Source organism: Natrinema gelatinilyticum (assembly GCF_024266705.1).
GTDB lineage: Archaea > Halobacteriota > Halobacteria > Halobacteriales > Natrialbaceae > Natrinema > Natrinema gelatinilyticum.
On record NZ_CP100756.1, the window covers coordinates 1,142,623 to 1,161,548 of the forward strand.

Below are 18,926 nucleotides of genomic sequence, written 5' to 3' on the forward strand. Positions count from 1 at the left end.
CTTGTCTCGACTCGGCACCGAAGGACGCTGACGGGCGTCGTGCACTGACCGATCGTACGGGGACAAGCGCATTTGGAAGCTATGCTTATACGTTCGGAGTCCAACCGTCGATGCATGTCAGGAGACGTCCTCGAGCGTGACCTCCTCGAGCGCGAACCGGACGATCGGATCCGGGTACTCGACGCCGACGGAACTGTCGTCGCTCCCGGCCTGGAACCGGACCTCGAGCCAGAGACCCTGCGGTCGATGTACCGGGATATGCGGTTTTGCCGGCGGTTCGACGAGCGGATGATCAGCCTCCAGCGACAGGGCCGACTCGGGACGTACGCCTCGCTGGCCGGTCAGGAGGGATCCCAGATCGGCTCGACGTACGCGCTTGCGAGCGACGACATGCTCTCCTTCCAGTACCGGGAACACGGGGCGATCGTCGCGCGAGGGGCCCCGTGGGAGTACCTGCTCTACTGGATGGGCCACGAGGACGGCAACGCCGCCCTCGCAGATATCGACGTCTTCCCGCTAAACATCTCGATCGGGAGCCACCTCCCCCATGCAGTCGGGTGGTCGTGGGCTGCGAAATTGAACGACGACGAGAACGTGACCGTCGTCCACTTCGGCGACGGCTCGACCTCCGAGGGAGACTTCCACGAGGCGATGAACATCGCGGGCGTCTTCGACACGCCGACGCTCTTTTTCTGTAACAACAACCAGTGGGCCATCTCGGTTCCGCGCGAGCGCCAGACCGCGAGCGTCACCATCGCCCAGAAAGCCCGCGCCTACGGCTTCGCCGGCGTCCAGGTCGACGGGATGGACCCGCTCGCAACCTACGTCGTCACCAGCGCAGCGCGTGAGAACGCTCTCGAGTCCAACAGCGACCGGCCACGACCGACGCTGATCGAGGCGGTCCAGTACCGCTACGGTGCGCACACGACGGCGGACGACCCCGACGTCTACCGGGACGAAACGGAGGTCGAGCGCTGGCGCCAGCGCGATCCGATCGACCGGTTCGAAGCCTACCTTCGGAACCGAGACGTCCTCGACGACGACCGAATCGGCGCGATCGAAACCGAGATAGCAGCGGTGGTCGCCACGCTGGTCGACCGTGCAGAGGCCGTCGATGCCGATCCGGCCGAGATGTTCGAACACACGTACGCAGAGCCGACCCCGCGGCTCGAGGAACAGCGCGACTATCTCGAGGCGCTTCGGGAGGCCCACGGCGAGAGTGTGTTACTCGAAGACGAGTGAACGTGGTCGCCGTCGGATTAAAGCGGACACTGAGACAGGCAAACGGCTATCCAACGGTCGCACCGAGAAACGGTCGATATGCAACTCGAGCAGCCGACCCAGGGGTCTGCATCGACCTGGAGCGGTACGGTGCCAAGCGCGGTCGACGTGCGAGTACTCGGGCTAGTCGTCGTCATGGCCGGCCTCGCGGCGTCGATGAACGTTCCCTACGGTGGGTGGACGACAGCAGCCGTGGCGTTTACGCTGCTTTCGGCCGGTGGGATCGCGCTTCACGTACTCGGCGAGCGGAAACTGCGCCGGATAACCGACGGCCTCGTCGAGCGGTGGGACGTGGCAGGCGGGCGGATCGAAGACGTCACCAGGTCCTCGGACGGGATGCGAACGGAGTGGCGAGTACACACACCCGACGGCGACGTCGTCATCGGCGGGATCGCGCTTGTTCCGATCGCCCGGCTGTCCGTCGAGTGGCGGGGTATCGGCGACACGATGGCGGCGCGCGAGGCTGAATCGAACATCGATCAGCTCGCGACGGGACTCTACCGCGAAATATTCGAGTACGACTCGGCTCGGTGACCGAGCGGTCCGCAAAACAGATTTCGGCCACCGGTGGCGTGTGGCGCCCGATAAGCCGCTGGTTCGGTCATTCGAAAATCTCCTCGTGGCGCTGCGCCAGATCGGTGTATTCACCCGACGAGTACGACTCGAATATCGACGTAGCGTCGATTCCCGTTTTCTCGAGCGGCGTGATTTCGGCGGGGACGCCACGGACGAACGATTCCGGTGGGATCGAGTACCCGTCGGGGATGACGGTCCCCGCGGCGACGATGCTGCCACTGCCGATCGTCACGTCGGTGTTGATCGTCGCGTTGAATCCGACGAGCGCCTGCGATTCGACGGTCGTTTCGTTGAGGACGGCTCCGTGACCGACCATCACCTCATCGGCGAGCCGTGCGGCGTGGAGTATCGCGTTGTCACCGACGTGTGTCTCGCGACCGATCTCGACGGGGCCGACGTCGCCTCGACAGACGACGCCGGGCCAAACGCTCGCGTCGGCGGCTACCGTTACGTCGCCGACGAGCGTCGCCTCTCGACTCACTCGCGCCGCGTCGTCGATTATGGGGCGCTCCCCCTCGAACGCGTAGGTTCGACTGTCGACCATGGAAACACCGACCACCGTCGCGGGCATAATACCGGCCCGTGCCTGCAGTGACTGTCAGTCCGCGGGGACGCTCACGAAGAGCGAAAGACGGCGCCGTTTTGCGGGCTCAGGATTCGATTTTGTCGACGATCTGCGTGGCCTCCTCTCTGGCCTTGTCTTCGCCGACGTGCTTGTCGATCAGAACGCTCGTGACCTCCCAGTCATCCTCGCCCTCGACCGTACCGGTTCTGACCTCGCTGCCCTCGGAAACCGACTCGGCCGGTCGTTTCGCCCAGTCGGGCGTTCGGATTTCGTCGTATCGATCCGGGTCGCGAAAGCGCACGTGGATGTAATCGTCTTCGGTCTCGACCGCGTTTACGTCGGGAGTATCGGCCATACCCGTTCGTCCGATGGCGGCACGTGTGAACTACTCCGCCCTCCCGCGCTCGGGCCTCCCCGGCCCTCGCTTGTTAAGGACGGATCGTCCTGTTTCTGTGTCGGAACGTGCAGGAACAGATCCCACAGCGTCCACAAGACGCTCCGCGTCTCGTGCGGCCCGGCAGAACGCCGTAATGATCAAGATAACTTTTGCAAATATGGACTGAGGAATTGATCGATCCAGGACTTAGCAAATCCGAGTCGATCGGTAAGGGTGTCGAAGAGACGGCGAGCGAGAGTTCGGAACGCGCTCTCGCTCGCCACCACGATTGGCGAGGCAGTGCGTTTGAGTACTTTCCAGACCTGTTCAATCGGGTTGAGATGCGGTGAGCCGACCGGAAGAAAGACGAGATCAATACCGAGTTGGTGTGCGCGCTTGCGCGTGTGTTCACAGATGTGAGACGAGAAGTTATCCAAGACGAGCAGAATCCGGGAACACGGATTCTGCTCGCGGACTTGCTCCAGTAGCGCACAGATGTTCTCTTTCGATTGATCTTCAGGGAACGTCAGGACACTTTCGCCGTTGAGCGTATAGCATCCGACCGCTGGTTCGTCAAGCTTCACCAGCGGTCGTTCCAGTGTCGGATCATCAACGTACCACAGTCGATGCGAATTGTCGTATGGTTGTGGATGCGAAGCATCACAAAAACCGACGACAGTTCCCCCATCCGTGCAAATATCGTCGTCGAGGACCCATCCTTCGTCCTCATCATCAGGACGCTTGTTATGTGCCGTCTCTGTCTCCTCGTCGAACGCGTCCGCGACGCGTTCTTCGAGGATTTCATCTGCGTTTTCTGGCCGAGAGGGGCGCTTTGGACGTGGTTTAGCGTAGGACAGTCCGAGATTCCGGAGGAATCGACCGAGATAATCCGGATGGTACTCTACACCGAACTCTTCGTCCAAGAGCTGATGAACTTCCTGTGCTTTCCAGGGTTGCCCCTCCCGGAGAAGTTCTAACAGACGCTTTTGTTCCTCGTCACCGAGCTTCGGGGGCCTTCCGCCCCCGAAGTCCGGTGTCAACTGACCAAGTCCGCCATCGTTCCATCGACGCGCCCAGCGACTGCCAGTCGACGCAGATTTGCCAACGTCGTCGGCTGCTTCCTCGTACGTTGCTCCCTTGTAGAGACGTTTGACAAAGGTGAGTCGCTTGATGATCTTTGGATCGTCTGCTTCGTCCAGCAGACGATCCAACTCCTGCTCACTTAGATGACGAACAAGATCGCCTCGCCGGTCTCCTCCCATCACTCGCCCGTCTTAGTCTATGCCCATAACTTCCGTCACACATTATGGCGTTCTGCGGACGGTTCCAGACTCCGCAGGCGACTTCCCGTTACAGGTGGTTCGGAGTGTCCCACTCCTACCGGTTGGACACTCGACCACAACCGACGATGCACGCTTGTTGTCGCGTTTGAACAACGCCGAAAGCGTGGTGAGCATCTTACTTTCACCTTCGACCAAAGGGATAATAAGGGTGCCGATTCACACGAAAACAAGACGTGCGGGCGCTGTCTCCCCTCCCTGCTCGCGCCTTCGGCGCTCGCTGAGGATAGCGCGGGACCGTCGGTCCCGCTGACCATGCGAACGGCGCCGCCGTGAGCAGAAGGGGGCTTAGCGCCCTCAATTACAGCTAAAGTTCACCCCTGAATGTGCTTCGACCGGCGGGGCCGTCTATACGGACCGTCTCAAAGGACTCGAAGAAAGGTGACCCCGATTTGTGTTCGGACCGGCCGTCACTCCCGGGCAACGACGCTATTCGGCTCGCGCACGTACGCACCTCATGCTCGTCCTCGGCGACGCTCACGCCGCAGAACCGAATCGACGCAGGATCCTCCTCGAGTTGTATCGATCGCTCGGGCCGGATCACGTCCTTCAGGTCGGCGACCTCGAGCGGTACGACCTCCCAGCGCCGACCTGGTTCGTCGCCGGGAACAACGAGGACTTCGACGTCGTCGACGCGTTACGAGCGGGCGACACGTCGGGGACGAACAACGTCCACCTCCTCGCGAGTACGGCGGCGACCGTCGAGGGATGTTGCGTCGCCGGCCTCTCGGGCAACTTCGCTCCGACGAAGTACGACCGTTCACGTGCGGATCTGTCGGCCGACCAGCGCCGGCACTTCACCCGCGAGGACGTGGAGCGAGCGGCGGCGCTCAAGGACGTGGACGTCTTCCTCACACACGAGGCACCGACCGGGCTGCTGTGGTACGGGTACGATCCCGGCTGTGAACACGTCGACGAGTTGCTCGAGACGCTTTCGCCGTCGCTCTGTCTCGTCGGCCACCACCACCGCCACCGGGAGGTCGACGTCCACGGGACCCGCGTCGTGAGTCTCGCACCCGCCTGGGAGCGATACTACGAGCTCGATCCGAAGACGCTGGCGCTCGAGTCCCGCGATCACGATCGCTCACCGCCTGCGGAGTGATCGACGCGCCACGGCGAGGCGACAGCACAGCGCGATCGACTTGTCGGTCGGCGGGAGAGGACGATTAAAATCGACCGGTCGGACGTCGAGAGAGGAGGGGAAGAACGGAACGACGCGGAACGACGCAGAGGCGTCACTCGGCCGACGGCACTACGCGCCTCAAAACGTCTCGAGGTAGCGGTCGATTTCCCACTCGGAGACGTCGACGAGGTAGTCCTGGAATTCCTGGCGCTTCGCCTCGACGAATTTGTCGGCGACGTGGTCGCCCAGCGCACTGTAGATCGCCTCGTCTTCTTCGAGTGCGTCGACGGCCTGGCCGAGGTTCGCGGGCAGCGTGTCGATGCCGTACTCCTCGCGCTTCCTTTCGTCGAAGTCGTAGATGTTCTCGCGAACGGGGTCGTCACACTCGAGGTCCTGTTCGATCCCGTCGAGACCAGCGTGGATCATAACGGCGAGCGCGAGGTAGGGGTTGCAAGACGGATCCGGCGAGCGGAGTTCGACGCGCGAGGCAGCGGGGGTTCGCGCCGCGGGCTTGCGGATAAGCGCCGAGCGGTTGCGGTCGGACCAGGCGACGTAGACCGGCGCCTCGTAGCCCGGCACCAGTCGCTTGTAGCTGTTGACCGTCGGGTTCGCAATCGCCGTGATCGCGGGCGCGTGCTCGAGGATGCCGGCGGTGAACGCGTGGGCCTCGTCGCTCAGGTTGAACTCGTCGTCGTCGTCGTGGAAGGCGTTCTCCCCGTCTTCGGTGAACAGCGAGATGTGCGTGTGCATGCCGGAGCCGTTGATTCGCGGGATCGGCTTGGGCATGAACGTCGCGTGCAGGTCGTGCTGTGCAGCGATCGCGCGGACGACGGTGCGGAAGGTGCCGACGTTGTCGGCCGTCGTCAGGGCGTCGTCGTAGGTGAAGTTGATCTCGTGTTGGCCTTCCGCGACCTCGTGGTGGCTGGCCTCGACCTCGAAGCCCATGCTCTCGAGGCCGTAGATGATGTCGCGGCGGACGTCAGATGCGAGGTCTTTCGGCGCGAGGTCGAAGTAGCCGCCGGCGTCGTTAGTTTCGGTCGTCGCACGACCCTCCTCGTCCTCCTGGAAGAGAAAGAACTCGGGTTCGGGGGCGGCGTTGATCGTATAGCCCATGTCGTTGGCGCGCTCGATGGCGTTCTTGAGGACGCGGCGCGGGTCACCCTCGAACGGTTCGCCAGTAGAAGTATCGTAGACGTCGCAGATCATCCGCGCTGCCGCGCTCTCCTCTTTCTGACGCCACGGGAGGATCGCGAAGGTCTCCGGGTCCGGTTTGAGGCGCATGTCCGATTCCTGAATCCGAACGAATCCTTCGATAGAGGAGCCGTCAAAGTAGATCCCTTCGGAGAACGCCTTCTCGGCCTGGCGGGCCGGCACAGAGACGTTCTTGACGGTTCCGAGGATGTCCGTAAACTGTAATCGGAGGAAGTCGACGTCCTGTTCTTCGATTTCGTTCAGTACCGTCCGTTCTGCCTCAGTGAGGTTTCCGCTTGTCATCTTTCTCGTCGTGCTTACCTCGTAACTCTGCTACTAAAACCCTACTGCTCTATGCAATTCTTCCCTCACCAGCGTGAAACTGCATATTCGTAAATTTCTAAAGGCTCCGGTGAGAGGATAGATGTGATGACGTACGAAAATCTCGATGCAAAATTAGTGAATGCGTTACTGGGCGACGGTCGAGCGAGCCTCCGAAGCCTGGCCGAGGAACTCGATGTCTCCGTCACCACCGTTTCGAACCACCTCTCCGACCTCGAAGAACAGGGAGTGATCAAGGGCTACACACCGAAAGTCGATTACGATGCGGTCGGCTACGACGTGACGGCAGTCATCCAGCTTCAGGTCGAGGGAAACGCCTTGCCCGACGTCACCGATACGCTGCGCGACCACCGCCAGATGACCAGCGTCTACGAAGTCACCGGCGACTACGACGTCATCGCCATCGGGAAGTTCAAAGACACCGACGGGATGAACGACCAGATCAAACAGTTGCTAACAGATCCTAACATCAAGGCCTCGAACACCAGCGTCGTTCTCAATGCCGTCAGCGAGAACAAACAATTCGAACTCGAGGTCGATAGCGGGGCTTGACTCGAGCGGTCAACGGAGGATGAGGGAATCGATCGGAGAGACACCCGAACGGAGAAGTGGCGACCGGCGCCGGCCGGTGTCTCCGTGGGCCACCCGAACGTGACTGCGGGGACACTCGGTACGCCACCGTTTCGGACGACAGACGGGCGAACCGTTTTCCTCACGAACTCACGCGTGGCTGCGGACAGCGGGACGCGAGCCAGGGCGACGACGTGTACTAGCCCAGCACCTACGATGGTGGGGGTGCGAACGACGTGGCTTTCGGGGCTGTATTTTCGTCGTCTCGATCGAGAACTCGATACGCGACGGCGCCGCTCGTTCGGTCTCGCTCGAGAGATACTCCGCCCACTCGACGTGTCGATCGAGAGGCAAAACGGAATCCGTCGTCGTTCGCGGATCGAATCTGCGCTGAAACACGGTGTTCGGCACCTGTCGAGTGCCGATGGCCTGTTCGTTGAGACGAGTACGCGGGCGAACCCTCGCTTACATCATGCCGCCCATACCGCCGCCCATGCCGCCCATGCCGCCGGGGCCGCCGGGTGCGCCACCTTCCTCTTCGTCGCCCTTGTCGGTCGACAGGTCGCCGGCGGAGATGATGTCGTCGATTTTGAGCACGAGGTTTGCCGCTTCGGCGGCTGAGGTGACGGCCTGCTCTTTGGCGTGGGCCGGTTCGACGACGCCGGCCTCGAAGGTGTCCTCGACGTCGCCCGAGAAGACGTTCAGACCGGCCGTGACGTCGTCTTCATCGTGAGCCGCACGCAGATCGACCAGCGTGTCGATCGAGTCGAGCCCGGCGTTTTCGGCGAGGACGCGCGGGACGAGCTCGAGCGAGTCGGCGAAGGCTTCGACGGCCAGTTGCTCGCGACCCGAAACGCTATCAGCGTAGTCGCGAAGGCGCGAAGCGAGTTCGACCTCGACCGCACCGCCGCCTGCGAGGACGCGGCCGTCGGAGACGGTCTGGGCGACGACGTCGAGCGCGTCGTTGACGCCGCGCTCGAGTTCGTCGACGACGTGGTCGGTCGAGCCGCGAAGCAGGAGCGTGACACCGTGGGCGTCATCACCCTCGACGTAGAACAGTTCGTCTTCCTCGTCGCGAGTGACGTCGCCGAAGCCGAGGTCGTCTTCGGTGGCGCTCTCGAGGTCGGAGACGATCGACGCGCCGACGACTTCCGAGAGGAATTCCAGGTCGCTCTTCTTGGCGCGGCGGATCGCGAGAATGCCTTCCTTGGCGAGATAGTGCTGGGCGAGGTCGTCGATGCCTTTCTGGCAGAAGACGACGTCCGCGCCGAGGTCGGCGATGTGGTCGGCCTTCTCGCGGAGCTGTTTCTCCTCGCGGTCGAGGAACTGCTTGAGCTGATCGGGGTCGGTAACGGAGACTTCGGTGTCGACGTTCGCCTCTTCGACCTCGATGGCCTCGTTCAGAAGCAGGATGTCCGCGTCCGTGACCTCGGTGGGCATGTTGTCGTGGACAGGATCCTTGTCTACGATGCCGCCCACGAGCAGGTCAGATTCGCCGGCACTCCGGCCAGTCTGCGTCTCGATGTTGAGGAACTCGAGATCGACGATGTTCTCGCCCTCGTCGTCCTCGACGGTGACCTGACGGATGGCTTCGACGATGAGTTCGGCGAGGTATTCCTTGTTGACCTCGGTTCCCTTGCCGGTCATCGAGGTTTCGGCGGTCTTACGGAGCAGTTCTTCGTCGTCCGTGTCGATTTCGGTCGCGACGGCGTCGATCTCCTCGCGGGCCTGCTCGCTAGCGAGGTGGAATCCCTTGATGATGGCCGTCGGGTGGATGTCCTGCTCCAGGAGGTCTTCGGCATTCTTCAAGAGTTCACCGGCGATGGCGACGGCCGTCGTTGTGCCGTCTCCCGCTTCGTCTTCCTGGGTTTCGGCGACTTCGATGATCATCTCGGCCGTCGGGTTGTCGATGTCCATCTCTTTTAAGATCGTGACGCCGTCGTTGGTGATCGTCACGGATCCCATGGAGTCGACGAGCATCTTGTCCATCCCTTTCGGCCCGAGCGTCGAGCGGACGGCTTCAGCGACCGCACGGGCGGCGCTGATGTTGTAATCCTGCGCGTCCTTGTCCTTGACGCGCTGGGAATCCTCGCTCATTACGATCATCGGCTGACCCTGCTGCATTCGCTGACTCATAGTCGAGCGAATGATTGATTGTGATTCTATATAACTCTTTTCCAATTTCGTCGAACATCGACGGGCGACCGGACAGGAACAGACGACACAAAACCATGGCAGTGCGGAGCGATTCCCACGGTTTCCAGCGGCAAATCTAGCCCGTCACTCGTTCACAATCGAACAGCGACTCGCTCGTTTTATATTCGATTTACTCACAGTGCTCTACAGGGGACGCGTCGGGTCCGAGCTGGCCACCTGACCCAGCAGGGGGAGTCACCACGCGGTATGCGCTCTTCTCACGGACGCCGCATTCTCACGTCGCTGCGTCCGCACACCATCACCGTACATTACGAACACGTACGGCACTACAACGTACGGCACCTTCACGAACGCGTACGAAACAGAGTGCCGCACTCGAGACGAACACTCTCCTCGAATCTCTGACTCGGAACCGAGTCAATACAACGTAAGGGTTATGTCGGTAGTCACGTATTACCACCCGATCAATGGCCGAGTCCACGCCGTTCGCAGACTCGTTCGACGACCCCCGAATTACCGCACAATTCTGCCGCCACCTTCCCGGTACGGCCAGTTCCCTCGTTCTCCTCGGTGTCGTCCACGACCACCCCGCGAGCGTCGCACGCGTCGAACGCGTCCTCGAGCGGGTCGATCCTGAGACGCTCGCACTCGAACTTCCCGCAGCAGCGCTGCCGCTGTACCGAGTCTACGCCCGCGATGGCGACGGGGGAGACACTGCGCCGCGGTTCGGCGGCGAAATGAGTGCGGCGATCCGAGCGGCCCCTGACGCAGACGCCGTCGGTATCGACGCGCCGAACTGGTCGTTTCTCCGGGAACTGCTGACCCGACTGATCGCGGACCGCGTGTCGCCCGCCACGGCCCGACGCGTCGTCTCGAGTCTCGGCGGTGCGACCCGAGAGGCCCTCGCCTGTCGGATCGCCGCGACGCTGACGCACGCGACCCCAATGACCGTCGCACCCGACGAGCCGATCGAGTACGATTGTGACATCGACGACTCGCCCGAGCAGCAAGCCGCTCACGAGCGCTCCCACGTCGCCGCCGTCCAGGCCCTGTTGGGCAGCGTCGACACCGACGGAAGTGCGCTGGCGTACCGAGACGAGACGCGCGAACACTGTATGATCGATCGACTCGAGGCGCTTCGCTCGGAGCGGGGTGACGTCGTCGCCGTCGTCGGCGTCGATCACCTCGAACGACTCGCGATGGGGCTTTCGACGGATCGTTGCCACTGACCGTCAGTACAGTAGTGCCCGTCGACACCCCACGACACGCATTCGGTGGTACTCGTCCGACGACCAGCATGGTCGAAGAAGCACGACTCATCGACCCAGAGTTGGTGGTCGAGATTGGGGCTGTCGTGTCGCGATTAATTCCGCGTAAGGGGGTCTCGCGATCGGAGCGGCTGATCGATGGTGAGAGCGAGGCGGGTGAGACTGGACGGAGACGAGAAGAGACGTTGGGAAGAGAGGAAGGGATCGGGCGTCGACAGCGCTGCTATCGGCAGGGGAACCGAAGCAAGCGCGCCCGGTTAGCAGCGAGTTGGCGGTTCGATCAAAATCTCGCCGGTGCCGCTGACACGGACGTGATGTCCGTCGACGTAGAACGAGAGCGTGCCGCCCGTCCTGGGCCTCCCGTCGTAGCGCGGCCGGAAGAGGTTGTCGAGAGCCTCGGGATCTACGGTATCGTACAGCGAGACGCGGCTATCCGTGACGTTCACGCCCATACAATCGGCCAGCGCGTGGATCACGGTCGTACTGAGTGTCGCGGGTCCGGTCGGGTCGTGGGCGGCGCGATACAGGGGTGGAGAGCGAGACTGCGTGGCGGAGGGTACGTATCCATTCATGACCGTTCGTCGTCTACCTTTCTCTGCTTGAACAGCAAAACGTAATCGTTGTTTACCGGACCGACCGGGCAATTCGAACGGTCGACGCTTGTCAGAACTACAAAAATTCAGTTCGAGCCGAACGTGTCGTGAATTCGTCGGCTTCGCTGCACGGTCCGCCAGGCTCGCACTCGCCGGTCGAACACTGGTCGGGAATTGCCACCGGTCTCCTCGAGCGGTGCTCACTGCCGGAGTCCGGAAATGCAGTTCCAACAGTACGTGTACGTCTGATCGGACACGTTGGGTGCGCCGCAGTGCGGGCACCGTATCGTCCTCCCGTCGACGTCTCTGTCTCGGTCGTCGACCCGTCGATCAGCGTCACCGACATCGTCGGCGGTTCGCGGATATCGGTCGGGACCGGGTGAAGAACGAATCGAGGCGCGGTTGGGATCGGCAAACGTCGGTGCGCGCTCGCTATCGCCGTCGTCCCGGCGGGCATATAGGTAGTACAGTAGCAGGTGGAGCAGGGCGAACAAGATCAGGTAGCCGACGAGCCAGCCCCAGAGCTCCATCGGTGTGTGGTACGTTCTCGAGGCACTTGGATATTCCCTGCGTTACGGTGTGCTGAAAATCGGGGATCAGTGACTGTCAGGAAGACTGAAAATCGCGCTGGAACTCGTCGAAGACGCCGATGTCCTCGGGAAGGTCGTATTCGAGGTGGCGTTGCTCTTGACGGTTGACCCCGGCGTTCTCGATCGGGGTGGCGACGTCTTCCCAGCCAGGTTTGATCTTGACGCTTTTTGCGGGCATGCCGACAGCGATGTGGTGTGCTGGAACGTCGTGCTGAACGACGCCACGTGCCCCAACGATGGCGTTTTCGCCGACCTTGTTCCCCGCCCGGACCATCGAGTCGTAAGTGAGACGGACATCGTCCTCGACGATGGTGTGATAGTTGCGGACCTCGGTCTGGTCGACGACGTCGTGATCGTGGCTGTAGATGTGGACACCGTCGGAGATCGAGACCCGATTGCCGATGGTCAGTTGGCCCCGGTCGTCGAGGTGGACATCGTCGTGGACGACGGTGTTGTCACCGATCGTTATATTGTGACCGTAGGTGAACGAGATGCCCTTGAAGAATCGACAGTCGTCTCCACAGTCTTCGAACAGATGATCCGCGAGCATTCCGCGGAATCGGAGCGCGAACTCGACGTTGTCGGCGATCGGCAAACTGTCGAACTGTCGCCAGAGCCACTGGAGGTGTTTGGACGTGCGGAACTTCTCCTCGTCCTTTTCGGCGTAGTATTCGCTCTCGAGCGTCGTGTTACACGGATCGTAGCTCTGGAGACGAACGCGCTCGGCCGACGAGACCGACGCCCCGTTCTTCCACCGTTCGTATGCATCACGGTCGCCCGAAAGATCGATTAGCACGTCTTCGACGACGGAACAGGTGTCCTCGTCGCTCGATAATCGCTGGTCGACCTCGTCGATAAACTCGCTCATCCCTGCCTCCGCCTCGTCGGGAAGCGAGACGTACCGCTTTGTCATACTCGGGGATATTGCTCGCCGAGTTCATAGTGGTTCTGTTGTGCGGTGAGGGTTGCCGGACTCGGTGGCACGTCCGGTCTCTGGTTCGGACTCACTCGTTCTCGGATTGCCACCCAGAGAGAATCAGGGCGGGGAGCGCGAGCGCGCCGACTACCAACAACACGCCCAGCACGACTGCACCGACCGTGACGCGGGCCCGCGGAAGATCGAGGGACGTCACGGCGAACACGACGACCGCACCGATGGCAAGGGTGGCGAGCAAGAGGAGAAGCGTGGGGTTCCGCCGACGGGAATCGGCCATACGAAGATCTGTTCGTCACCGACCAAGAGCGATTCGACTCGAGCAACGCCGACGGACGGTTCGACTCGGTCACACTCCCGCGCCGCCAACTGTAGCTGCGCTTTACATCAGGACAGCCGGACACCGTCGAGCGCGGTCGATTCCCGGACGAGTTCGGATCGGCCGTTCGGCCGTTCCGCACACCATAAGTTCCCCCACTTCGAAGGAGCGACTATGCACTACAGTGAACTCGGCGACTCCGGCGTCGACGTCAGCGAAGTCGGCTTTGGCGCGTGGGTCGTCGGCACCGACTGGTGGGGCGACCGTTCCGAGGATGACGCCCTCGAGATGGTCCAGTACGCTGTCGATCAGGGAATCACCTACTTCGACACGGGCGACGTCTACGGTCACGGTCGAAGCGAAGAACTACTCGGACGGGCGCTCGCAGACGTCCGCGACGAGGTCACCGTCGCCACCAAGGTCGGCTACGACTTCTATAACAACCCACAGGCCGGCCACGGCGAACTGCCCAAGGAGATGGATCCTGACTACCTCCGGGAAGCCGTCGACAAGAGCCTCGATCGCCTCGGAATGGACTCGGTCGACGTCCTCCAGCTTCACAACGCCAACGTCGAGGAGATCACGCCCGACGTCCTCGAGCTTCTGGACGAACTCCAGGAGGACGGCACGGTCGACGCCATCGGACTCGCGCTCGGACCCTCGATCGGCTGGCTCGCCGAGGGCGACCTGGCGATCGAAGAGGAGTTCGACTCCGTCCAGTTCGTCTGGAACGTCTTGGAACAGGAGGTCGGCAACCACTTCCTCGAGACGATCGAGCGAACGGGCTCGTCGACGAGTCTCATCCCCCGCGTCCCTCACTCTTCGGGCATTCTCAACGAACAGGTGACGCCCGAAACCGAGCTTGGCGAGGGCGACCATCGTGGGTTCCGCCCCGACGAGTGGTACGAGACGGGCTGGGAGAAACTCGAGAAACTCCGCTTTTTGGAACGCGGCGGGGAGCGAACCATGGGACAGGCCGCGATCGCGTGGTTGCTCTCACACGACCCGGTCGCCTGCGTGACGCCGACGTTCAGAACGACGGCGGACATCGACGAGTGGGCGGCCGCCAGCGAGGTGGCAAAACTCTCCGACGAGGAGATGACCCGCGTGGCGGAGCTGTACGAGAACGACTTCGATATCGACCGCGAAGACGGAATGGACGCGCTGCGTTCGTCCGTCGACGGCGAAGACATCGAATCGGCCGGCCTGGACAAGCTCGCAGCCGACTGATCCGCCCCGTCTCGAGGCAGCGCCAGTGGCCGACTGGCTCGCTACTGCTCACTCCGACGTCGATTCCGTGAGCCTGAATTCGAACTCCAGTGCTCCGTCCGTCTTCACGTTCACCCCACCAAGTTGGTCCGATAGCTGGTCTCGCGCTCGAGAGCTCGGTTCGACGCTCACCGAGACGCTGTTGGCGTTCGCGTTGTACACGATGTTTCCGACGGCGACGTCGAATTCGAAGAAGTCCGGAACCTCCTCCCTGAGTTTCGCCCGCACGTGGTCGACGTCTGAACTGACGTCGGCCATCTCTTCGTTTAACGTGCCCATCGTTATTGCTATGTTGTAACACACCATAAGGATGGAGCTTGAACTGTACAGCATGTCGTGAACGTCTCGAGCGAGCGTGTGTCGCGCGGTCCGTACGTTCGCCGCACTGACGTATCTCGGTGTGCGAGCGCTCGCCGCGGGTCGTGCACGCGGGCGCATTCGAGCCCAAACACATCCGTGGTCTCTACACATAAGCAAGGCGAGTGCCTCGGGGTCGTACGGATATCGGAGATTTCCGTGACTACGCGGAGCGACGCTCTGCGAAGTCCGCGAGACCGACGGTCTCGCTCGATGACGAGACGATCCGCGTCTCGAACCACGTGGCCCCGAGGCAGTTCACGAACTGTGTGTCCTGGCAACCCTGACGATGCTCGTGGTCGGACAGATCCCGTTCGTCGCGGCAAATCTCCTGTGACGGGTGCCGGATCGCCGTTTGCAGCGATCAATCGTACCGCGCTTCGATCCACTCGTCCCACGTCACCGTACCGACGGTCCGATCCGGACAGGTCGCTCCGCCGGCTCTGAAGCCTGCGGCGGTTTTCCCGGGGATCGGAAGACGAACGATCGGCCGTCGCAATCCCCTCAAGTCGCGATAGGACCGCGCGAGGTCGCCGACGGATCGTACTTCGGGACCGCCGGTGTCGGGCGTCCGGCCCGCTGGCTCCGTCGTCGCGTGTTCGACGACCGTCTCGGCGGCCTCGCCGACCGCTATCGGCTGGAGCCGAATCGTCGTGGGAAGTGGCCAGATCGGGAGCCACGAAACCGATTCGAGCAGATCGGCGACGAACTCGTGGAACATAGTAATGCGGGTAATCGTCGACGGGATCTCGCTCGCTTCGACGGCTCGCTCGGCCGCCAGTTTGTGCTCGTAGTACGAGAACGGAACGTCGTCGATGCCGACGATCGAGACGTACACGAAGTTCGAAACCCTGGCGTCAGCGGCCGCCTCGAGCAGCCGTTCGGTACCCTGGACGTCGACGGCTTCGCTGTCGCCGCGGGGGGCGCTGGCCGCGTGAACGACGACGTCGACGGCCTCGAGTGCGTCTCTAACGCCCGTTCCGTCGGTCAGGTCGAGAGATATCCACGACACGTCGTCGTCGCCGTCCGGCGGTGAACGACTCGCCGCGCGAAGGTCGTGTCCCGCGTCACGCAATCGGGGTCGCAACGCCGCCCCGAGCGTTCCGGTCGCACCCGTGAGGAGCGTTCGACAGTTCATGGGGGCTACTTGGACCCGAAGGGTGTAAATGTACGTACCGGATTCGGCTGCAGAATTTCGGTCAGTGGCGAAGACGGGCGTTCCATGAAAGACGTGCGTATCCCGCTCAACTCGGATTACGCACCCCCATATATACGTCCCTCTATATCTGGGTTCTCACCCTATCCCCGGAGAACGGCAAACATCGGACGAGGGATGGCCCTTCCAAATCCATGAAACCGTACGAATTCACCTGCCCAGACTGCGGTCGAGAGATTCCGGTCACGGGACCGATGCGCGAGGCGACGTTGGCGAACGGCTGTCCAATCTGTGGGCGGTCGGTAACCCTGGACAACTTCGCGGCGTGACTGCCCGACGTGTCACGGCTGTGTGAACGGATTTCGGCGGCGCGGGGTCGGACGTGGTGGCGGCATCGACGCGGAGATTCGAATAGGTGAGCCACGGCCGTCGGCTGAGAGACGCGTCGTACATGTACCGTATGTCGCGGAACGTACTCGTCGAGAACGGTTCCCTTCCTCCAGGCATAGTTCGTGCCGACACCGGTTGCAGAACGCACATTCCGGCCTCGTAATACCCGTCATCTCCTCGTATCTCCGGTGAGAGATGCTTTTTCACGGAGACGGGATGACGAGTTATACCATGAATGAAGCGACGTACGTCGAGAAGGCGTGCGCATGCATCACTCGCGGAACAGGCGAACAACAGGCGAACTGCTCGTCTTCGACGGGGCGGGACACGAAGGGTTGCAGATTCCAGAGGGAACCCTCGGTCCGGTGAATCGCCCCGGGCGGTGTTGTCCAGAGAAGTCCGCGAGGAGAGGGGACTCCGCACGCTCGGCGAGACCCACCACATCGCAACCGACGTGTGGACGCGAATTCACCCGGAAAGGGCGCGCTCGACGGCCTCCGCCACGCTCGTCGCTTTTTCGGCTAGCTCCTCGGAGACCAGACCCTCATCGGTGGCGTCCGCGAGTTCCGCCGCATCCACGACGGCCACCGACCCGTCGGCACTCCGAATCACGTCGATGTAGAGGTCGACGTATCGCACGCAGTCCGGAAACAGTTCGACGGGTGTACAGACGTTGACGTAGGTGCCTTTCGTCGTCCCGTCTGCGGCCCTGTACGTCGTCGGATACCACCACCGTCCCTCGCGGAACTTCGTCACGGCGACGTCTCCCGTCTCCCTGGGAACGTCGAGTGCGTCGTAGCGACCGCCGCCGGTCATCGAACGCTCCAGGGTCATCTTGCCTTCAGGATCCCAGTCGGTTACCTCGCCACGCCCCAGGGAGATGAGCCGGCCGTCTGGTTTGCCGTGACCGATCTCGAGTCGATCACCGGCCGTCGGGCCGAACTGGCGCGCGACCGCCGCAAAGGGGAACTCGGAATCGGCGCCGTCGTCTCCGAACGATTCACAGACGGCCTCGGCGAAGTCGACCGCCGCGCTCGCCGCCCGATCCGCCGCCTTCGCTCGATGGTGGCCCGGCATCGTCGTTTCCACGCGCTGGCGAACACCGTCCAACGCGAAACGGGACTCCCGCCCGAACCAGCACCATGCCGTCGTCTCTGGTGTAGCGAGTAGCCCCGGATCGTTCGGTTCTGCCGGTGTCTCGGCGAGTGTGTCCTCGAGCAACCGCGCTCGGTCTGTGGCATCCTCGAGGGCGGCTCCCATCGCCTCGAGGGCCGCATCGGCGGCCGCCCGCTGCCAACGGATCCCCCATCCGCCCGGAACGTCGACCGAGAGGAGGGTGGTCATCCCGACGAGCTCCTCGGCACGCTCGCCTCGTAGCGCCGCCGAGACGCCCGTTTGGTCACGAGAAAGGGTACAAAGTCCGCCGCGAATCTCGAGGGTCGGCCGGACGAGCGGTAGATCGTCGTCCCACGGCGGCGCGGGCTCGTGAACCTGCACCCGGTACCGATTCCCTTCGTCTACGTAGTCGTCGGCATCGTCGTAGTTCAGATACCCCCGGCGACCCTCGCCGAGGTCGACGACGGCACCGCTCCCGCCCTCGGCATCGAGCACTTCGGCATCGAAAACCGCCCCCCGAGCGACGTCCCCGGTCCAGCAGAATGCGTCGATCGCCAGGGTCTCGAGTGAGCTCACGACCGTCTCGACTCCGTCGGGATCACCCGAAATCTCGATGCCCTGCCGATCGCGGGTCGTCTCGACCGAGACGTCGGCTGGCAGGGTATCGAACGACCGATCGAAGCGGTCACGGATCGGCTCGGAGGCTTGGACGACCTCGCAGTCGGCCTCGGCCAGCAGCTGAGTCACCGCCGTCGTGTAGATCCCGCGGACTCGAACCGTCGTCATTGCCGTCCCTCCGCATACTGCCAGTCGTCGCTTCTGCGTCGCAACTCACGCTCGAGCGCCCCGACCCCAGCCTCGGCCGTGGGGATCATCGTATCGTATCTCGGGCCGCGGCGAACCGGACCCGGTCGTTGATCGTCGGCCCGAGGGAAAGTTCGACGGAGTCGTCGTCCAGGATTCGCCCGTCCTCGACGTAGACGCCCCACGTGTCGAATCGAAGCCAGCCGCGCATTTCGCCGCCGTGGGTCGTGATATCGGCATACTCGACAGTGTGTTCCGGATACTCGGAACTCGAGTGGGCCATGGACATATCCGAATATACGGTATCGTGGATTCTGAAGAACTCCTCGAGCGCGATCGCATCCGTCCGAACGGCCTCGACGACCGCCTCGGAAGCGGCTCGGAGCTCGTCGGTCTCGAGACCGACGTCGCGAAGCGCCCGCTGGGTTCGCTGATCGAAGTGCATACGCACCGGTTGGGTCGGAAGACCTTTGATGATTCCGAGTCCACGTCACGCGACGAGCCCGACCACCTGTCGCGATCGAACCGGTGCGAGTTCGTTTCCGGTCGACGAGAGGCGCAATACTCGAGAACACTACTGCTCGGGTGCATTTCCAGATGCTACAACGG

Annotated in this window: 20 protein-coding genes and 1 pseudogene; 8 read left to right on the forward strand and 13 right to left on the reverse strand. The window is 62.6% G+C overall.

Annotated elements, in window-relative coordinates; genetic code table 11:
• Positions 1-114: 114 nt before the first annotated feature.
• Both pdhA and NJU76_RS05570 read left to right on the forward strand, forming a co-directional pair.
• On the forward strand, positions 115-1,242 hold the full coding sequence (pdhA, locus tag NJU76_RS05565) for a pyruvate dehydrogenase (acetyl-transferring) E1 component subunit alpha (protein ID WP_254531802.1): 1,128 nt from the start codon (positions 115-117) through the stop codon (positions 1,240-1,242).
• A 78-nt stretch (positions 1,243-1,320) separates the two neighbouring features.
• A complete protein-coding gene (locus NJU76_RS05570; protein WP_254531803.1) occupies positions 1,321-1,815 on the forward strand; it encodes a hypothetical protein in 495 nt (164 codons plus the stop codon).
• A 67-nt stretch (positions 1,816-1,882) separates the two neighbouring features.
• Here the strand turns inward: NJU76_RS05570 and NJU76_RS05575 are convergent, their stop codons facing one another.
• The 3 genes from NJU76_RS05575 to NJU76_RS05585 form a co-directional block, all read right to left on the reverse strand.
• The gene (locus NJU76_RS05575; protein WP_254531804.1) at positions 1,883-2,401 is read right to left on the reverse strand and encodes a gamma carbonic anhydrase family protein; all 519 of its coding nucleotides are present in this window, start codon (positions 2,399-2,401) and stop codon (positions 1,883-1,885) included.
• A gap of 106 nt (positions 2,402-2,507) precedes the next feature.
• Positions 2,508-2,777 carry a hypothetical protein gene (locus NJU76_RS05580; RefSeq protein ID WP_254531805.1) on the reverse strand — a complete coding sequence of 90 codons (270 nt, stop codon included), beginning with the start codon at positions 2,775-2,777 and terminating at the stop codon, positions 2,508-2,510.
• A gap of 179 nt (positions 2,778-2,956) precedes the next feature.
• The gene (locus NJU76_RS05585) at positions 2,957-4,060 is read right to left on the reverse strand and encodes an IS630 family transposase (RefSeq protein ID WP_254531806.1); all 1,104 of its coding nucleotides are present in this window, start codon (positions 4,058-4,060) and stop codon (positions 2,957-2,959) included.
• 535 nt (positions 4,061-4,595) lie between these two features.
• Here NJU76_RS05585 and NJU76_RS05590 point away from each other — a divergent pair.
• Positions 4,596-5,240: a metallophosphoesterase family protein gene (locus NJU76_RS05590; RefSeq protein WP_254531807.1), complete on the forward strand. Its 645-nt coding sequence runs from the start codon at positions 4,596-4,598 to the stop codon at positions 5,238-5,240.
• A gap of 159 nt (positions 5,241-5,399) precedes the next feature.
• Here NJU76_RS05590 and glnA read toward each other — a convergent pair whose 3' ends face one another.
• Positions 5,400-6,755, reverse strand: coding sequence for a type I glutamate--ammonia ligase (glnA, locus tag NJU76_RS05595; protein WP_254531808.1), 1,356 nt, complete (start codon positions 6,753-6,755; stop codon positions 5,400-5,402).
• A gap of 126 nt (positions 6,756-6,881) precedes the next feature.
• On the opposite strand from glnA, the gene lrp reads away from it, so the two are divergent.
• Positions 6,882-7,346, forward strand: a complete 465-nt coding sequence (gene lrp / locus NJU76_RS05600; RefSeq protein ID WP_254531809.1) for an HTH-type transcriptional regulator Lrp — start codon at positions 6,882-6,884, stop codon at positions 7,344-7,346.
• A gap of 483 nt (positions 7,347-7,829) precedes the next feature.
• Here lrp and thsB read toward each other — a convergent pair whose 3' ends face one another.
• Complete coding sequence (gene thsB / locus NJU76_RS05605) at positions 7,830-9,500, reverse strand: thermosome subunit beta (protein WP_254531810.1); 1,671 nt, start codon at positions 9,498-9,500, stop codon at positions 7,830-7,832.
• A 488-nt stretch (positions 9,501-9,988) separates the two neighbouring features.
• Between thsB and NJU76_RS05610 the strand changes: the two genes are divergently transcribed.
• Positions 9,989-10,750, forward strand: coding sequence for a hypothetical protein (locus NJU76_RS05610; RefSeq protein WP_254531811.1), 762 nt, complete (start codon positions 9,989-9,991; stop codon positions 10,748-10,750).
• 296 nt (positions 10,751-11,046) lie between these two features.
• Here NJU76_RS05610 and NJU76_RS05615 read toward each other — a convergent pair whose 3' ends face one another.
• The 4 genes from NJU76_RS05615 to NJU76_RS05630 form a co-directional block, all read right to left on the reverse strand.
• Positions 11,047-11,361: a HalOD1 output domain-containing protein gene (locus NJU76_RS05615; RefSeq protein WP_254531812.1), complete on the reverse strand. Its 315-nt coding sequence runs from the start codon at positions 11,359-11,361 to the stop codon at positions 11,047-11,049.
• Positions 11,362-11,582: 221 nt separating this feature from the next.
• Positions 11,583-11,912: a DUF7577 domain-containing protein gene (locus NJU76_RS05620; RefSeq protein WP_254531813.1), complete on the reverse strand. Its 330-nt coding sequence runs from the start codon at positions 11,910-11,912 to the stop codon at positions 11,583-11,585.
• A gap of 76 nt (positions 11,913-11,988) precedes the next feature.
• Positions 11,989-12,885, reverse strand: a complete 897-nt coding sequence (locus NJU76_RS05625) for an acyltransferase (protein WP_254531814.1) — start codon at positions 12,883-12,885, stop codon at positions 11,989-11,991.
• 91 nt (positions 12,886-12,976) lie between these two features.
• A complete protein-coding gene (locus NJU76_RS05630; RefSeq protein ID WP_254531815.1) occupies positions 12,977-13,186 on the reverse strand; it encodes a hypothetical protein in 210 nt (69 codons plus the stop codon).
• A 213-nt stretch (positions 13,187-13,399) separates the two neighbouring features.
• Between NJU76_RS05630 and NJU76_RS05635 the strand changes: the two genes are divergently transcribed.
• Positions 13,400-14,455, forward strand: a complete 1,056-nt coding sequence (locus NJU76_RS05635; protein ID WP_254531816.1) for an aldo/keto reductase — start codon at positions 13,400-13,402, stop codon at positions 14,453-14,455.
• A gap of 48 nt (positions 14,456-14,503) precedes the next feature.
• Here the strand turns inward: NJU76_RS05635 and NJU76_RS05640 are convergent, their stop codons facing one another.
• Together NJU76_RS05640 and NJU76_RS05645 are read right to left on the reverse strand one after the other, a co-directional pair.
• Entirely contained in the window at positions 14,504-14,773 is a 270-nt protein-coding gene (locus NJU76_RS05640) for a hypothetical protein (protein WP_254531817.1), read from the reverse strand.
• A gap of 442 nt (positions 14,774-15,215) precedes the next feature.
• A complete protein-coding gene (locus tag NJU76_RS05645; protein WP_254531818.1) occupies positions 15,216-15,989 on the reverse strand; it encodes an SDR family oxidoreductase in 774 nt (257 codons plus the stop codon).
• A 212-nt stretch (positions 15,990-16,201) separates the two neighbouring features.
• Between NJU76_RS05645 and NJU76_RS05650 the strand changes: the two genes are divergently transcribed.
• Entirely contained in the window at positions 16,202-16,336 is a 135-nt protein-coding gene (locus NJU76_RS05650) for a DUF7560 family zinc ribbon protein (protein WP_254531819.1), read from the forward strand.
• Between the two features lie 292 nt (positions 16,337-16,628).
• Positions 16,629-16,863: pseudogene (locus NJU76_RS05655) on the forward strand (NUDIX domain-containing protein); the annotation flags it as partial.
• 2 nt (positions 16,864-16,865) lie between these two features.
• Here NJU76_RS05655 and NJU76_RS05660 read toward each other — a convergent pair.
• Positions 16,866-18,299, reverse strand: a complete 1,434-nt coding sequence (locus NJU76_RS05660) for a ribonuclease FAU-1 family protein (protein WP_254531820.1) — start codon at positions 18,297-18,299, stop codon at positions 16,866-16,868.
• An 85-nt stretch (positions 18,300-18,384) separates the two neighbouring features.
• A complete protein-coding gene (locus NJU76_RS05665; protein WP_254531821.1) occupies positions 18,385-18,762 on the reverse strand; it encodes a DUF7532 family protein in 378 nt (125 codons plus the stop codon).
• Positions 18,763-18,926: the final 164 nt, after the last annotated feature.

Bases quoted from the DNA above. Each gene is read 5' to 3' on its own strand.
- pdhA (WP_254531802.1), top strand. From the start codon at position 115: ATGTCAGGAGACGTCCTCGAGCGTGACCTCCTCGAGCGCGAACCGGAC.
- NJU76_RS05570 (WP_254531803.1), top strand. From the start codon at position 1,321: ATGCAACTCGAGCAGCCGACCCAGGGGTCTGCATCGACCTGGAGCGGT.
- NJU76_RS05575 (WP_254531804.1), bottom strand. From the start codon at position 2,401: ATGGTCGACAGTCGAACCTACGCGTTCGAGGGGGAGCGCCCCATAATC.
- NJU76_RS05580 (WP_254531805.1), bottom strand. From the start codon at position 2,777: ATGGCCGATACTCCCGACGTAAACGCGGTCGAGACCGAAGACGATTAC.
- NJU76_RS05585 (WP_254531806.1), bottom strand. From the start codon at position 4,060: ATGGGAGGAGACCGGCGAGGCGATCTTGTTCGTCATCTAAGTGAGCAG.
- NJU76_RS05590 (WP_254531807.1), top strand. From the start codon at position 4,596: ATGCTCGTCCTCGGCGACGCTCACGCCGCAGAACCGAATCGACGCAGG.
- glnA (WP_254531808.1), bottom strand. From the start codon at position 6,755: ATGACAAGCGGAAACCTCACTGAGGCAGAACGGACGGTACTGAACGAA.
- lrp (WP_254531809.1), top strand. From the start codon at position 6,882: ATGACGTACGAAAATCTCGATGCAAAATTAGTGAATGCGTTACTGGGC.
- thsB (WP_254531810.1), bottom strand. From the start codon at position 9,500: ATGAGTCAGCGAATGCAGCAGGGTCAGCCGATGATCGTAATGAGCGAG.
- NJU76_RS05610 (WP_254531811.1), top strand. From the start codon at position 9,989: ATGGCCGAGTCCACGCCGTTCGCAGACTCGTTCGACGACCCCCGAATT.
- NJU76_RS05615 (WP_254531812.1), bottom strand. From the start codon at position 11,361: ATGAATGGATACGTACCCTCCGCCACGCAGTCTCGCTCTCCACCCCTG.
- NJU76_RS05620 (WP_254531813.1), bottom strand. From the start codon at position 11,912: ATGGAGCTCTGGGGCTGGCTCGTCGGCTACCTGATCTTGTTCGCCCTG.
- NJU76_RS05625 (WP_254531814.1), bottom strand. From the start codon at position 12,885: ATGACAAAGCGGTACGTCTCGCTTCCCGACGAGGCGGAGGCAGGGATG.
- NJU76_RS05630 (WP_254531815.1), bottom strand. From the start codon at position 13,186: ATGGCCGATTCCCGTCGGCGGAACCCCACGCTTCTCCTCTTGCTCGCC.
- NJU76_RS05635 (WP_254531816.1), top strand. From the start codon at position 13,400: ATGCACTACAGTGAACTCGGCGACTCCGGCGTCGACGTCAGCGAAGTC.
- NJU76_RS05640 (WP_254531817.1), bottom strand. From the start codon at position 14,773: ATGGGCACGTTAAACGAAGAGATGGCCGACGTCAGTTCAGACGTCGAC.
- NJU76_RS05645 (WP_254531818.1), bottom strand. From the start codon at position 15,989: ATGAACTGTCGAACGCTCCTCACGGGTGCGACCGGAACGCTCGGGGCG.
- NJU76_RS05650 (WP_254531819.1), top strand. From the start codon at position 16,202: ATGAAACCGTACGAATTCACCTGCCCAGACTGCGGTCGAGAGATTCCG.
- NJU76_RS05660 (WP_254531820.1), bottom strand. From the start codon at position 18,299: ATGACGACGGTTCGAGTCCGCGGGATCTACACGACGGCGGTGACTCAG.
- NJU76_RS05665 (WP_254531821.1), bottom strand. From the start codon at position 18,762: ATGCACTTCGATCAGCGAACCCAGCGGGCGCTTCGCGACGTCGGTCTC.